The organism is Spirillospora sp. NPDC047279, from assembly GCF_040643285.1.
Lineage (GTDB): Bacteria > Actinomycetota > Actinomycetes > Streptosporangiales > Streptosporangiaceae > Spirillospora.
In genome coordinates this window covers 223,814-236,716 of record NZ_JBEYUA010000001.1, presented here as the reverse complement: position 1 = coordinate 236,716, position 12,903 = coordinate 223,814, and the positions used below count along the sequence as shown (strand labels likewise).

The window sequence follows — 12,903 nt, the reverse complement described above, 5'->3', positions numbered from 1 at the left end:
ACCGCGCGGCGGATGCGGTGGATAGGCCGCTCAGGCGGGGTAGAGATCCCGTATTCGGGGACTTGCGTCCCTGGGTGTGATGTCTGCCACGATGGCATTAGCGGCATTCGTCCCTTTACCCAGGGGCGGGTGTCACTGACGCCGGTCGGACCGCGGCGATCCCGCGTGCCGGCCCCGAACGAGGAGTGTCATCGATGACGATCGACTCCGTGCGCGGCGAGCCCGACACCCACCAGCCCGCCCCGTCCGAGCGAGAGACGACCGAGCTCATCCAGCTGCTCACCCCCGAGGGCGAGCGCGTCGAACATCCGGACTACCCCCTGGACCTCACCCCGGACGAGGTCCGCGGCCTCTACCGCGATCTGGTGATCACACGGAAGATCGACCTGGAGGCGGTGGCGCTCACCCGCCAGGGCGAGCTGGGCATCTGGGCCTCGCTGCTGGGCCAGGAGGCCGCGCAGATCGGCTCCGGCCGGGCGCTCGGCCGCAACGACATGGTCTTCCCCACCTACCGCGAGCACGGCGTCGCCTGGTGCCGTGACGTGGAGCCCCTCAACCTGCTGGGCCTCTTCCGCGGGGTCAACCACGGCGGCTGGGACCCCGCCGAGCACGGTTTCCACCTCTACACCATCGTGATCGGCAGCCAGACGCTGCACGCCACCGGCTACGCGATGGGCATCCAGCGCGACGGCGTCCTCGGCAGCGAGAACGCCGGCGCCACCATCGCCTACTTCGGCGACGGCGCGACCTCCCAGGGCGACGTGAACGAGTCGTTCGTCTTCGCCTCGGTGTTCAACGCCCCGGTCGTGTTCTTCTGCCAGAACAACCAGTGGGCCATCTCCGAGCCCCTGGAGAAGCAGTCCCGCATCCCGCTCTACAAGCGCGCGCAGGGCTACGGCTTCCCCGGGCTCCGGGTGGACGGCAACGACGTGTTCGCCTGCCTGGCGGTCACCCGCAAGGCGCTGGAGGCCGCCCGCACCGGTCAGGGCCCGACGCTCGTCGAGGCCTACACGTACCGGATGGGCGCCCACACCACCACCGACGACCCGACGCGCTACCGCCTCAAGGCCGAAGAGGAGGCCTGGAAGCTCAAGGACCCGATCGAGCGCGTCAAGGCGTACCTCGTCCGCGGCGACATGGCCGACACCGCCTACTTCGACGAGATCGACGCCGAGGCCAAGGAGTACGCCACGCGGCTGCGCAAGGCCTGCCTGGCGCTGCCCGACCCGCAGCCACTGGCGATCTTCGAGCACGTGTACGCCGAGAAGCACCCGCTGATGACCGAAGAGCAAGAGCAGTTCGCCGCCTACCTGGCGTCCTTTGAGGAGGTGTCCTCGTGACCGAGTCGACGGAGACCGCGGCCGCGAAGGCCTCGACGCTGACGATGGCCAAGGCCCTCAACGAGGGCATGCGCAAGGCCATGGAGAACGACCCCAAGGTCCTGGTCATGGGCGAGGACGTCGGCAAGCTCGGCGGGGTGTTCCGGGTGACCGACGGCCTGCAGAAGGACTTCGGCGAGGAGCGGGTCATCGACACCCCGCTGGCCGAGTCGGGCATCGTCGGCACCGCGATCGGCCTCGCCCTGCGCGGCTACCGTCCGGTCGTGGAGATCCAGTTCGACGGCTTCGTGTTCCCGGCCGCCGACCAGATCATCACCCAGCTCGCCAAGATGCACATGCGGTCGCTGGGCGCGCTCCAACTGCCCGTCGTCATCCGCATCCCGTGCGGCGGCGGCATCGGCGCGGTCGAGCACCACTCGGAGTCGCCGGAGAACTACTTCACCCACACCGCCGGGCTGCGCGTGGTGGCCTGCTCCAACCCGGCCGACGCGTACACGATGATCCAGCAGTCGATCAGCTCCCCGGACCCGGTGATCTTCTTCGAGCCCAAGCGCCGCTACTGGGACAAGGCGCCCGTCGACACCGAGGCCTCCTCCGCCGACTGGCGCCCGCTGCACGACGCGCACGTGGTGCAGCCCGGCGAGCACGTGACCGTCCTGGCCTACGGCCCGGCGGTGAAGACCTGCCTGGAGGCCGCCGGAGCGGCCGCCGAGGAGGGGCGTTCGCTGGAGGTCATCGACCTGCGTTCGCTCAACCCGCTCGACATCGCCGCCGTCACCGAGTCGGTCGACCGCACCGGCCGCTGCGTGGTCGTGCACGAGGCGCCGGTCTTCTCCGGCTACGGCGCCGAGCTGGCGGCGCGCATCACCGAGCGGTGCTTCTACCGCCTGGAGGCGCCGGTGTTGCGGGTCGGCGGGTTTTCCACCCCCTACCCGCCGTCCCGCCTCGAGGACGCCTACCTGCCCGATCTCGACCGCATCCTGGACGCCGTCGACAGAACTTTCGGATGGTGATCATGACTCTGGAAGTCGATCCGACCGCTGTGCCGCTGAACGCGGTCGACCGGACCTTCGCCTGGTGACGCCGATGACGGACCGCAAGCAGTTCAAGCTGCCCGACGTGGGCGAGGGCCTGACCGAGGCCGAGATCGTCAAGTGGCACGTGCAGCCGGGCGACCAGGTCGAGGTCAACCAGACCATCGTCGAGATCGAGACCGCCAAGGCGATCGTCGAGCTGCCCTGCCCGTTCGAGGGCGTGGTGGCCGAGCTCCTGGCCACCGAGGGCGACACGGTGGACGTGGGCGTGCCGATCATCTCGGTGGACGTGGCCGCCGAGGGCGATGAACCCCCGTCGTCGGCCGCCGCCACCCCCGTCTCCGAGCCGCCGGCGCAGGCCGCCGCGCTCAAGGAGGACATGGTCCCGGCGGTGAACGAGCCGGGCATGGTCGCTCCCGAGGAGCCCAAACGGCAGCCGGTGCTGGTGGGCTACGGGGTGAAGCCCGGGGCCACCAAGCGCCGTGCGCGCAAGGGGCCGCAGCCCGCGGCCGCCTCGGCCGCGGCCGCACCGGCGCAGGCTCCCGCCGTTCCGGCCCAGGCCGCCGTCCCCAGCCCTGTGGAAGGTGGACGCGAGGAGGCGGCGCGTCATCCACAGCCTGTGGACAAGCGCACGCTCGCCAAGCCGCCGGTCCGCAAGATGGCCAAGGACCTCGGGGTCGACCTGACCTCGCTCACCGGCTCGGGGCCCAACGGCTCCATCACCCGTGAGGACGTCCAGGCGGCCCGCGACGGCACCGCCACGGCCCCGGCGGCCCCCGCCGCTCCGCCGATGCCCGCCACCGCTCCCCCGGCCACCACCGCGGCCTCCGGCGAGCGCGAGGAGCGCGTCCCGGTCAAGGGCGTGCGCAAGAGCACCGCGGCGGCGATGGTCGGCTCGGCGTTCACCGCGCCGCACGTCACCGAGTTCCTCCAGGTCGACGTGACCCGCACGATGGAGACCGTACGCCGCCTCCGCGATCTTCCCGAGTTCGCCGAGGTAAAGGTCTCCCCGCTGCTGCTCGTGGCCAAGGCCGTGCTGACCGCGCTGCGCCGCAACCCGGGCGCCAACGCGTCCTGGTCCGACGGCGACGGCACCGGCGGCGCCGAGATCGTGGTCAAGCACTACGTCAACCTCGGCATCGCGGCCGCGACACCGCGCGGGCTCCTGGTGCCCAACGTCAAGGACGCCCACGCCCTGTCGCTGCCCGGCCTGGCCACGGCGCTGGCCGCGCTGACCGAGACGGCGCGGGCGGGCAAGGCGTCGCCCGCCGACCTGTCCGGCGGCACGTTCACCATCTCCAACGTCGGCGTCTTCGGCGTCGACACCGGGACCCCGATCCTCACCCCGGGCGAGGCCGCCATCCTCGCGTTCGGGCAGGTCAGGGACATGCCCTGGGTACACGAGGGCGAGCTGGCGATCCGCAAGGTCACCACGCTCGCGCTGTCGTTCGACCACCGCGTCATCGACGGCGAGCTCGGCTCGAAGGTGCTGCGCGACATCGGCGACATGCTCGAGGACCCGCTGCGCATGCTCGCCTGGAACTGAGCGTCCGCCCTGCACCGGCGTGGCCGAGGGCCGTCCCGCCCGGCGGGACGGCCCTCGGCCGTGTCCAGCAGCCGGCCTGTCTAGAAGTCCCTGCGGGTGAGGACGAGAGCGCCGAGCAGCAGAGCGGCGCCGGCGTAGAGGGCCAGCACGCCCAGGCCGGCCCAGGGCCCGATCGGCTGGCGGTCGAGACCGGCGGTGGCCTGGATGCTGAGACCCGCGGTCATCGGGGCCCACTTCTCGATCCGTTCCTGCCAGTGCGGGTCGGTGACGAACACGGCGACGACCGGCGAGACGAACAGCAGCGCGAAGACGGCGGTGAGGGCGGCGGCCGTCTCCCGCACGGCGGTCGCGACGCCCAGCGCCAGCAGCCCGATCAGCACCAGGTACAGGACGGTGCCGAGGAAGGCGCGCGCCGTCGTGCCGTCCAGCGGCGACAGCGGCGGATAGCCGTGCGCCGCGGTGAAGCCGCCGCCCGGCAGCAGGAAACGGCCGACGGCCAGGCAGAGCAGGACGGTGACCAGCCCGGCCGCGACCACGAGCGCGGTCACGACGACGGCCTTGGCCGCCAGGACGGCCGTCCGCCGCGGGATCGCCGTCAGCGTCGGCAGGATCGTGCCGGTCCCGTACTCGGCGGCGACCGTCAGCACCGCCAGGATCACCACGAGGACCTGCCCCAGCCGGATCCCGGTGAGCGCCAGCTTCGAGGTGTCCTCGTGGCACTCGGCGGGGGTCGGGCAGCGCGTGATGTCGACCGAGCCGGTGGCGGTCGCGCTCACCACGACGGTGAGCACGACCACGCCGGCCAGCAGGAGGCCGGTGCTGCGCAGCGTGCGGAGCTTGGTCCACTCCGCGTGCAGCGCGTGCCTCATGCGTCCCGCCTCGTCAGGAACCGCGCCGCCAGGGCCAGGCCGACGACCGCGTACAGGGTGAGCACGGCCAGCCCCGCCCAGGGCCCCATCGCCGAGTCGTAGCGCTGGAAGGTCTGCTGCACCTCGAACCCGGCCGCGGGCGTCAGCCGCGTCAGCCAGCGCGACGCCTCCAGCGGCAGGCCGGTGGCGACGATCCTGGGGACGAGCAGCGCCACGAGCACCACGGTGACCGCGGCCGCGGTGTTCCGGAACAGCGTCGCCACGGCCATGCTGAACACCGCGACCAGGCCCGCCAGCAACGCGGTGCCGAGCACGGCCCGCAGCACGACCGGATCGGTGAGCGCGAGGTCGCCGCGCTGGCTCTCCCGCACGAACGGCCGCGCCAGGACGAGGGAGAGCACCGCGGCCATCGCCCCGGCCAGGAAGGTCACCCCGCCGAGCACCAGCGTCCGGGCGGCCAGCACCCGTCCCCGGTGCGGCGTGACCGTGAAGGTCGTCCCCGCCATGCCGCGCCGGTACTCGGAGGTGACGAACAGGACGGTGACGCCGACGACGCAGATCAGCCCGAGCAGGATCCCGGTGAGCGTCATCCTGGTGAGGTCGTCGTCGTAGAGGTCGGGCCCGACGTCCCCCGAGCCGGTCAGGGTGGCCCGCGCGCCGTCCCAGGTGAACGCCTCGTCGCCGGGCGGTTCGCCGGGCGGGGCGGGCACGCCGCCGCGCACCCGCCAGCCCTCCGGCCGCGGCTCGACCCGGTCGAAGACGGCCTGGGTCCGGGACGGCAAAGAGTCGATGCTCTCGCCGCCGAACTGCCGGACCACCTTCGTCGTCGCGGGCGTGGCCACGAACAGCCCGAGGTGCGCGGTCCCGCCGAGCCGGTAGGTGCCGAGCCTGCGCCAGTCCGCCCCGTCCGTGGAGGAGTACCCGGTGACCGTCGTCCCGGTGCGCGTCAGCTTCAGCCACGTGCCGTCGCCGCTCGCCTTGTCGTCGAAGTCGGCCTGCATCCGCACGCCGTGCCCGGGAGTGAGCATGACGGCCGCGTACCGGGCTCCGGGCTCCGAACCGGCGCGGATCATCAGCCCGGCCTTGGCCCAGGATTCGTCGGCCTTCTGGGAGGCGATGCGGGTGACCAGGCTCCCGTCGCCGGTCAGCTCCCGGTAGGCGAACGTGCCACCGTCCTGATGCCCGCGCGGCGGCTTGGCGCCGGCCCCTCCCCCTCCCCCTCCGCCGTCGCCCACGCTCTGCGACCCCGCGGTGGTCAGCAGCGCGACCACGGCGGTCAGCCCGATCGCGGCCCCCAGGGTGATCATCCAGCGCGGCACCGACCGCAGCTTGGTCCACTCCGAGCGGACCAGCCGTCCGAACCCGTTCACGCGCTCCCCTCCTTGAAGTCCACGGCGTGACGGGTGAGCTCCATGTACGCCTCCTCCAGCGAGGCCCGGTGCCCGGCGAGGCCGGAGAACGGGACGCCCTCCGCGGCCAGGACCGCCGCGATCCGGTCGGCGGCCAGCCCCGACACGGTCACCTGGTCGGAGTCCCCGCTCGCGACGGTCGCCCCGGCTCTCGACAACGCCGCCATCGCCTCGCCGCGCCGGTCCGTCCGCACCTCCACCCGGTCGTCGGAGGCGCCCGCGAGCAGCGCCTTGACGTCGGTGTCGGCGATGAGCCGGCCGCGGCCGATGACCAGGAGGTGGTCGGCGGTGTCCTCGAGCTCGCTCATCAGATGGCTGGAGATCAGCACGGCCCGTCCCCCGGCGGCCAGCGAGCGCAGCAGCTCGCGGATCCAGCGCACCCCGTCGGGGTCCAGGCCGTTCACCGGCTCGTCGAAGATGAGCATCGGCGGGTCGCCGAGCAGCGCCCCCGCGATGCCGAGCCGCTGGCGCATGCCGAGCGAGTAGCCGCCCACGGCCTTGCGCGCCACCGACGCCAGGCCGACGCGGTCGAGCACCTCGTCCACCCGGCCGGCGGGCAGCCCGGCCGCGTGCGCCATCCACAGCAGGTGGTCGCGGGCCTTCCGGGCCGGGTGGACGGCGGAGGCGTCCAGCATCGCGCCGAGGTGCCGCAGCGGGTCGCGCAGGCTCCGGTAGGGATGGCCGCCGACCAGGGCGGTTCCGGCGTCGGGCCGGTCCAGCCCGAGGACGAGGCGCAGCGTGGTGGTCTTGCCGGCGCCGTTGGGCCCGACGAAGCCGGTGACCCGCCCGGGGGCGACGGTGAACGTCAGGTCGTCGACGGCGACGGCGGAGCCGTAGGTCTTGCGCAGGCCCCGTACTTCGATGGTCGTCTCCATGGCACCGGACGCTACGAGGCGGGGCCCGGTCCGGGCGTCCCGCGCCGGAGCCGTCTTCGCCGTCCCCGGACCGGGGGACCGGCCGGGCGGGGTCCCTCCGCAGGGGGACACCGGGTACCCGGCCGCGAGGGACGCCCCGGCGGGCGACTGGGGCGAGAATGTCCCGTATGAGACGTGCGGACCGGTGGGCCGCGGCCGCACTGGTGGCCGCCGCCGTGACCGAGGCGGTGATCCGGTCGGACGGGTCACTGGCCCTGGTGCTGCTCCTCGCCGCCGCGACGACCGTCCCGCTCTTCCTGCACGGCGGCTGGCGCACCGCCCTGACCGTGACGGTCGCGGCCGTGCTGCTGTCGGCCGCCTACCGGTCGCCGAGCGTCGCGGGAGCGCTGGCCACCGCGGCGGCCTGGCTGCCGGTGATCCAGCGGCACAGGAGCACGAACCGCGCGGTGGCCGCCGCCCGCGACGCCGACCGGCGGGCCTTCGAGGCGTCCCTCGTCGAGCTCACCGCGCGGGGCGAACGTGCCCGCATCGCCCGCGAGCTGCACGACGTCGTCGCGCACCACATCTCGATGATCTCCGTGCAGGCCGACACCGCCCGGCTGGCCGTGCCCGGCATGCCGCCCGACGGCGTCAAGCACCTGGTCGCCATCGGCGAGACGGCCCGCACCGCGCTCACCGAGATGCGCCGCCTCCTCGGCGTGCTCCGCGAGGACGCCGAGGACGCCGAGGACGCGGACACCGCGGTGAGCCGCCGTCCGCAACCGGGGCTGCGCGACCTGCTCGAACTGATCGACGAGGCTCGCGCGTCCGGCGTCGGACCGGCCCGCCTGATCATCAGCGGCCCGGTCGCGCCGCTCGACTCCGGCATCGAGCTCACCGCCTACCGCATCGTCCAGGAGGCGCTGACCAACGCCCGCAGGCACGCGCCCGGCGCGGCCGTCGACGTCGAGGTCGCCTACGCCGCCGACGGGCTCCGGCTGCGCATCCGCGACAACGGCCCCGGCCCGCCCCCCGGGCACCGGCCGGCGGGGCACGGCCTGCTCGGCATGCGCGAGCGCGCCGCCACCGTCGGCGGCACGCTCCGCACCGGCCCGACCTCCCCCACCGGCTTCCTCGTCGAGGCCGTCCTTCCCACCGGAGTCGCTTCATGATCCGTCTCGTCGTGGTCGACGACCTGGAGGTCGTGCGCGCCGGCTTCGCGGCCCTGCTGGCCACCCAGGACGACTTCACCGTGGCGGGAACGGCCGCCGACGGCGCGGCGGCCCTGGACACGTGCCGCGAGGAGCGGCCCGACGTGGTGCTGATGGACGTCCGCATGCCGGTCATGGACGGCATCGAGGCGACCCGGCTGATCACCGGCGAGGCCGACCCGCCGCGCGTCGTCATGCTCACCACGTTCGACCTGGACCAGCACGTCTACGACGCGCTCGCCGCGGGCGCGAGCGGCTTCCTGCTGAAGGACGTGTCGGCCGAGCGCCTCTTCGACGCCGTCCGCGTCGTGGCGGCGGGCGACGCGCTCATCGCGCCGGCCATCACGCGCCGGCTGATCGCCGAGTTCGCGCGCAACCGGCCGCCCTCCGCTCCGCCCGCGCCGCACGCCGTGAACGCCCTCACCCCGCGCGAGGTGGACGTGCTGCGCCTGGTCGCCGAGGGCCTGTCGAACGCCGACATCGCCACGCGGCTGGTGCTCGGCGAGGAGACGGTCAAGACGCACGTCAGCCGCGTCCTGCGCAAGCTCGGCCTGCGCGACCGCGCGCAGGCCGTGGTCATCGCGTACGAGTCCGGCCTGGTCGTGCCGCGCCGCCCGCGCTGAGGCGATCAGACCGGCGGCGGGTTGTTGTCCCCGTTGTAGAGGCGGTCGCGGTCGTTGTCGGGATGACGTGGGCCGCGTTGCTGCTGCATCCTGGTCATGAGCAGGATCTGCAACGCGAACGAGACTCCCCCGACGATGATCAGGATCACGCCGATCACGTGGATGTCGACCGGATCCGTCATCGCGTCCTCGCGGATCGCGAACTTGAGGATCAGCCCGAGGGTGATCGTGAAAACACTGACGCCGACACCCATGTGACCTCCGCCAGACGATCCGTTGCCGTGCTCTTTAAGTATCCGCTCCGCTCGGTCATCACACCCGAGTTGATCGTCACATCGTGGCCAACCCGCCGCGGCGTTACGGAATCCCCGTCCCGGACCGCCTCACCCCATCACTGCACCGGGACGTTGTCGACCTTTCCGAAGGGGCCGCCGTCGAAGACGACGGAGGTGGGCTTGCCCGGCGGCGCCGGGATGTAGGCGAAGGCGCGGCTCGGCTCGTTCTGGTTGCCGCGGAACGTGCCGCGGCCGGGGTCGACGTAGACGGTGGCGTCGCCGGCCGGCTGGCCGACGCGCACCGCGCGGTAGACGTCCTTGCCGACGACGATGGAGAACGAGGTGAACGCGCCGCCCGGGTAGTCCTTGTGCGGGTAGGCGGCGTTGGCGGGCGTGCTGCCCGGCCCTTCGCTCACCAGGTCGAACACCGCGACGATGTAGGCGCCGTCACGGTAGAACGCCTTGACGTCCAGGCGCCGCTTCTCCTGCCCGAACCGGCCGTAGCGGCTGGCCACCGTCTTCCCGTCCTGGGCGCGGAACGCCGCGGGCCCGGCCGCCGCGCCGCTGCCGCCCGACGCCGGCGCTGTCGACGCGGACGTGGTGCCGACCGTCTGCCGCCGGACCACGTAGGAGATCTCCACCCGCCGGTTGCGGGACCGGGCCTGCGCGTCGTCGGCGCCGCCCTCCTTGGCGATGAGCCGGGTCTCGCCCTTGCCGGTGGTCGTGTAGCGATAGGTGCCGCCGAGGCGGGCCTTCAGCTCCTTGGTGACCGCTTCGGCACGTTCGGTCGACAGTTCGAGGTTGGCGTCGGTCTCGCCCTCGCTGTCGGTGTGCCCGTCGATGGTGAGCGGCTTGCCGGCCGGGTCGGCCTTGGCCTTGATCTCCTGGGCCGCCTGGTCGAGCACCGCCTTGGCCCGGCCGGAGAGCTCCGCCGAGTCGACCGCGAAGAGCACGTCGGCGCGCAGGTTGACCTTGACGTCCGAGCCGCTGGACGTGACGTCCCTGATCTCGCCCTCGGTGATGTCGTAGAGATCGACCGGGTTGGCCTGGTCGGCCTGGTCGGCGTCCGCTCCGGTGGCGGGGCGCGCGGCGGTGCCGGTGACGGGCACCCCGGTGAACTCTCCGGCCGTGCCGGGGGTGAGGGCGGTGACCCGGCCGACGCCCGCCGGGATCTCCGGGTATTCGGCGGTCACCTCGCGGGCGACGTTCGGCTGGAACTGCTGGGCGGTGTTGGGGCTGGTCGGCCGGTAGAGCCGGCGCCCCACCGGGTCGATCAGCGGGACCGGGAACGCCATCGACTTCGCGACGCCGTCCAGCGAGGTGACGCTGAACCTGAGCACCGACCTGCCGCCCTGCCGTTCGACACCGCTGATCGCCACCCGCGCGTGCAGCGTGTTGCCGCCGCCGAACCAGCCCTCCTTGACCAGGGCGCCGGCCGGCTGCGAGGGGGTCGGCGAGGGGGCGCCCGCCGTGGCGGTCGGCGGGTCGGCCTTGGCCGGCGGGCCGTTGTCCGCGCAGGCCGCGGTCGCCAGCAGAATCCCGGCGAGCGGGAGAACGAGCGGGAGGCGGCGGTCCGGCATGATCTCTCCGGGTTGGTGGGGGCGCGCCGACCGTACCGGCAAAGCGTCGGCCCCCGCCACCACGAGGGCGACGGGGGCCGTTCCAGACCGCGGGAGACGGTCAGACGGGAAGGATCGGAGGGACCGGAGGGGTCAGAAGGCCTCTTCGGGGAGGTCCATCACGTCCAGCGTGGTGGTCTCGGTGATGACCCGCTCGGCGGCGATCCTCGGCAGGACGGTCTGCGCGAAGAACTGCGCGGCGGTGACCTTGCCGGTGTAGAAGGCCTTGTCGGAGTCGGAGACGTCACCGCCGGCCAGCTTGCCGAGGGCGATCTCGGCCTGGCGCAGCAGCAGCCAGCCCACGACCACGTCGCCGAGGGAGAGCAGGAAGCGGCTGGTGTTGAGGCCGACCCGGTAGAGCTCCTTCGGGTTCTCCATCGAGCCGAGGGCCCAGCCGACCATCGGGTCGAGGATGCCCTGCAGGTCCTCCAGGGCCTTGCCCAGCAGTGCCCGCTCGTTCTTGAGGCGGCCGTTGCCGGCGTCACCGGAGGCGAACGCCTGCATTTCGCCGACCAGGTGCTTCAGGGCCTCGCCGTTGTCCCGGAGGATCTTCCGGAAGAACATGTCCATGCCCTGGATGGCGGTGGTGCCCTCGTACAGAGTGTCGATCTTGGCGTCCCGGATGTACTGCTCGATCGGGTACTCCTGGAGGAAGCCCGAGCCGCCCAGGGTCTGCAGCGACTCGCTGCCCAGCAGCGCGTAGGCCCGCTCCGAGCCGAAGCCCTTGACGATCGGGAGCAGCAGGTCGTTGATCTTCTCGGCGAGCTCGTCCCGGCGGCCCTCGTGCTCGGCGATCTGCACCGCGTCCTGGTAGGAGGCGGTCAGCAGGACCAGCGCCCGCATGCCCTCGGCGTAGGCCTTCTGGGTCAGCAGGCTGCGCCGCACGTCCGGGTGGTGGGTGATGGTCACCCGCGGCGCGGTCTTGTCGGTCATCTGGGTGAGGTCGGCGCCCTGCACCCGCTCCTTGGCGTACTCGAGCGCGTTGAGGTAGCCGGTGGAGAGGGTGGCGATGGCCTTGGTGCCCACCATCATCCGGGCGTACTCGATGACCATGAACATCTGCTTGATGCCCTCGTGGACGTCGCCCACGAGGTAGCCGATGGCCGGGTGCTTCTCGCCGAAGGTGAGCTCGCAGGTCGTGGAGACCTTGAGGCCCATCTTCTTCTCGACGTTGGTGACGTAGGCGCCGTTGCGGTCGCCCAGCTCACCGGTCTCCAGGTCGACCAGGTACTTGGGCACCAGGAACATCGACAGGCCCTTGGTGCCGGGGCCCGCGCCCTCGGGGCGGGCCAGCACCAGGTGGAAGATGTTCTCGGACATGTCGTGCTCGGCCGAGGTGATGAAACGCTTGACGCCCTCGATGTGCCAGGTGCCGTCGGGCTGCTCGACCGCCTTGGCGCGGCCGGCGCCGACGTCCGAACCGGCGTCCGGCTCGGTCAGCACCATGGTGGCGCCCCACTGGCGCTCCAGCGCCATCTCGGCGAATTTCCTCTGCTCGGGGGTCCCGATGTTCCACAGGATGTGGGCGAAGCCGGGGCCCGAGGAGAACATGTAGACGGCCGGGTTGGCGCCCAGCACCTGCTCGGCGATGGCCCAGGTGAGGCTGCGGGGCGCACCGGTGCCGCCGAACTCGGGCGCCAGGTCCACGCGGTACCACTCGGCGTCCATCCACGCCTTGTAGGACTTCTTGAAGCTCTCCGGCATCGCCACCTCACCGGTGGCCGGGTCGAACTTCGGCGGGTTGCGGTCCGCGTCCTCGAAAGATTCGGCGAGCGGGCCCTCGGCGAGGCGGTTGACCTCGTCCAGGATGCTGCGCACGGTGTCCTCGTCCAGCTCCGCGTACGGGCCGCTGCCGAGAAGGTCCTGGCGGTTGAACACCTCGAAGAGGTTGAACTCCAGGTCCCGGAGGTTGCTCTTGTAGTGCCCCATCCTCGAACACTCCGTCAGATCCGGCGGCGGCTCGCGGGCCCCGCGAAACGTACTGGTCGGTAACTCACCATCATGCTACCCGCTGGTAACCAGTGGCAACCCATACCGAACACCCGATTCCGCCCCTGCCGGGTCACACCTGCACCACTGCCGGCACAAAGCATGACGTAAATCACAACGGAATGCCCACGTAC

General features: G+C 72.3%; 11 protein-coding genes. 5 read left to right on the top strand and 6 right to left on the bottom strand.

The window, feature by feature from the left end:
• Nucleotides 1-194: 194 nt before the first annotated feature.
• The 3 genes from pdhA (at nt 195) to ABZ810_RS01185 (ending at nt 3,920) form a co-directional block, all read left to right on the top strand.
• The gene (pdhA, locus tag ABZ810_RS01195) at nt 195-1,340 is read left to right on the top strand and encodes a pyruvate dehydrogenase (acetyl-transferring) E1 component subunit alpha (RefSeq protein WP_358397643.1); all 1,146 of its coding nucleotides are present in this window, start codon (nt 195-197) and stop codon (nt 1,338-1,340) included.
• A 44-nt stretch (nt 1,341-1,384) separates the two neighbouring features.
• The gene (locus tag ABZ810_RS01190; protein WP_358398928.1) at nt 1,385-2,353 is read left to right on the top strand and encodes an alpha-ketoacid dehydrogenase subunit beta; all 969 of its coding nucleotides are present in this window, start codon (nt 1,385-1,387) and stop codon (nt 2,351-2,353) included.
• A gap of 73 nt (nt 2,354-2,426) precedes the next feature.
• Nucleotides 2,427-3,920: a dihydrolipoamide acetyltransferase family protein gene (locus ABZ810_RS01185; protein ID WP_358398926.1), complete on the top strand. Its 1,494-nt coding sequence runs from the start codon at nt 2,427-2,429 to the stop codon at nt 3,918-3,920.
• 80 nt (nt 3,921-4,000) lie between these two features.
• On the opposite strand, the gene ABZ810_RS01180 is transcribed toward ABZ810_RS01185, so the two are convergent.
• The 3 genes from ABZ810_RS01180 to ABZ810_RS01170 are packed head-to-tail and all read right to left on the bottom strand — an operon-like array spanning nt 4,001 to nt 7,073.
• Nucleotides 4,001-4,789: an ABC transporter permease gene (locus tag ABZ810_RS01180; protein WP_358397641.1), complete on the bottom strand. Its 789-nt coding sequence runs from the start codon at nt 4,787-4,789 to the stop codon at nt 4,001-4,003.
• Nucleotides 4,786-6,159, bottom strand: a complete 1,374-nt coding sequence (locus tag ABZ810_RS01175; protein WP_358397638.1) for a hypothetical protein — start codon at nt 6,157-6,159, stop codon at nt 4,786-4,788. The genes ABZ810_RS01180 and ABZ810_RS01175 overlap by 4 nt, the downstream gene beginning before the upstream one ends.
• Nucleotides 6,156-7,073 (bottom strand): ATP-binding cassette domain-containing protein, encoded by a 918-nt coding sequence (locus tag ABZ810_RS01170; protein WP_358397635.1) that lies wholly within the window; start codon nt 7,071-7,073, stop codon nt 6,156-6,158. The genes ABZ810_RS01175 and ABZ810_RS01170 overlap by 4 nt, the downstream gene beginning before the upstream one ends.
• Before the next feature lie 167 nt (nt 7,074-7,240).
• Between ABZ810_RS01170 and ABZ810_RS01165 the strand changes: the two genes are divergently transcribed.
• Both ABZ810_RS01165 and ABZ810_RS01160 read left to right on the top strand, forming a co-directional pair.
• Complete coding sequence (locus ABZ810_RS01165; protein WP_358397633.1) at nt 7,241-8,224, top strand: histidine kinase; 984 nt, start codon at nt 7,241-7,243, stop codon at nt 8,222-8,224.
• Complete coding sequence (locus ABZ810_RS01160; RefSeq protein ID WP_358397630.1) at nt 8,221-8,886, top strand: response regulator transcription factor; 666 nt, start codon at nt 8,221-8,223, stop codon at nt 8,884-8,886. Before ABZ810_RS01165 ends, ABZ810_RS01160 begins: the two co-directional genes overlap by 4 nt.
• Before the next feature lie 5 nt (nt 8,887-8,891).
• On the opposite strand, the gene ABZ810_RS01155 is transcribed toward ABZ810_RS01160, so the two are convergent.
• The 3 genes from ABZ810_RS01155 to ABZ810_RS01145 all read right to left on the bottom strand — a co-directional run bounded on the left by ABZ810_RS01155 (nt 8,892) and on the right by ABZ810_RS01145 (nt 12,709).
• Nucleotides 8,892-9,140, bottom strand: a complete 249-nt coding sequence (locus tag ABZ810_RS01155) for a DUF6458 family protein (protein WP_358397629.1) — start codon at nt 9,138-9,140, stop codon at nt 8,892-8,894.
• A 137-nt stretch (nt 9,141-9,277) separates the two neighbouring features.
• Nucleotides 9,278-10,741: an OmpA family protein gene (locus tag ABZ810_RS01150; protein WP_358397627.1), complete on the bottom strand. Its 1,464-nt coding sequence runs from the start codon at nt 10,739-10,741 to the stop codon at nt 9,278-9,280.
• Between the two features lie 132 nt (nt 10,742-10,873).
• Entirely contained in the window at nt 10,874-12,709 is a 1,836-nt protein-coding gene (locus ABZ810_RS01145) for an acyl-CoA dehydrogenase (RefSeq protein WP_358397625.1), read from the bottom strand.
• Between the last annotated feature and the right edge of the window lie 194 nt (nt 12,710-12,903).

Excerpts from the sequence above, each read along its gene's own strand:
- pdhA (WP_358397643.1), top strand. The coding sequence starts at position 195 with ATGACGATCGACTCCGTGCGCGGCGAGCCCGACACCCACCAGCCCGCC.
- ABZ810_RS01190 (WP_358398928.1), top strand. The coding sequence starts at position 1,385 with ATGGCCAAGGCCCTCAACGAGGGCATGCGCAAGGCCATGGAGAACGAC.
- ABZ810_RS01185 (WP_358398926.1), top strand. The coding sequence starts at position 2,427 with ATGACGGACCGCAAGCAGTTCAAGCTGCCCGACGTGGGCGAGGGCCTG.
- ABZ810_RS01180 (WP_358397641.1), bottom strand. The coding sequence starts at position 4,789 with ATGAGGCACGCGCTGCACGCGGAGTGGACCAAGCTCCGCACGCTGCGC.
- ABZ810_RS01170 (WP_358397635.1), bottom strand. The coding sequence starts at position 7,073 with ATGGAGACGACCATCGAAGTACGGGGCCTGCGCAAGACCTACGGCTCC.
- ABZ810_RS01165 (WP_358397633.1), top strand. The coding sequence starts at position 7,241 with ATGAGACGTGCGGACCGGTGGGCCGCGGCCGCACTGGTGGCCGCCGCC.
- ABZ810_RS01160 (WP_358397630.1), top strand. The coding sequence starts at position 8,221 with ATGATCCGTCTCGTCGTGGTCGACGACCTGGAGGTCGTGCGCGCCGGC.
- ABZ810_RS01155 (WP_358397629.1), bottom strand. The coding sequence starts at position 9,140 with ATGGGTGTCGGCGTCAGTGTTTTCACGATCACCCTCGGGCTGATCCTC.
- ABZ810_RS01150 (WP_358397627.1), bottom strand. The coding sequence starts at position 10,741 with ATGCCGGACCGCCGCCTCCCGCTCGTTCTCCCGCTCGCCGGGATTCTG.
- ABZ810_RS01145 (WP_358397625.1), bottom strand. The coding sequence starts at position 12,709 with ATGGGGCACTACAAGAGCAACCTCCGGGACCTGGAGTTCAACCTCTTC.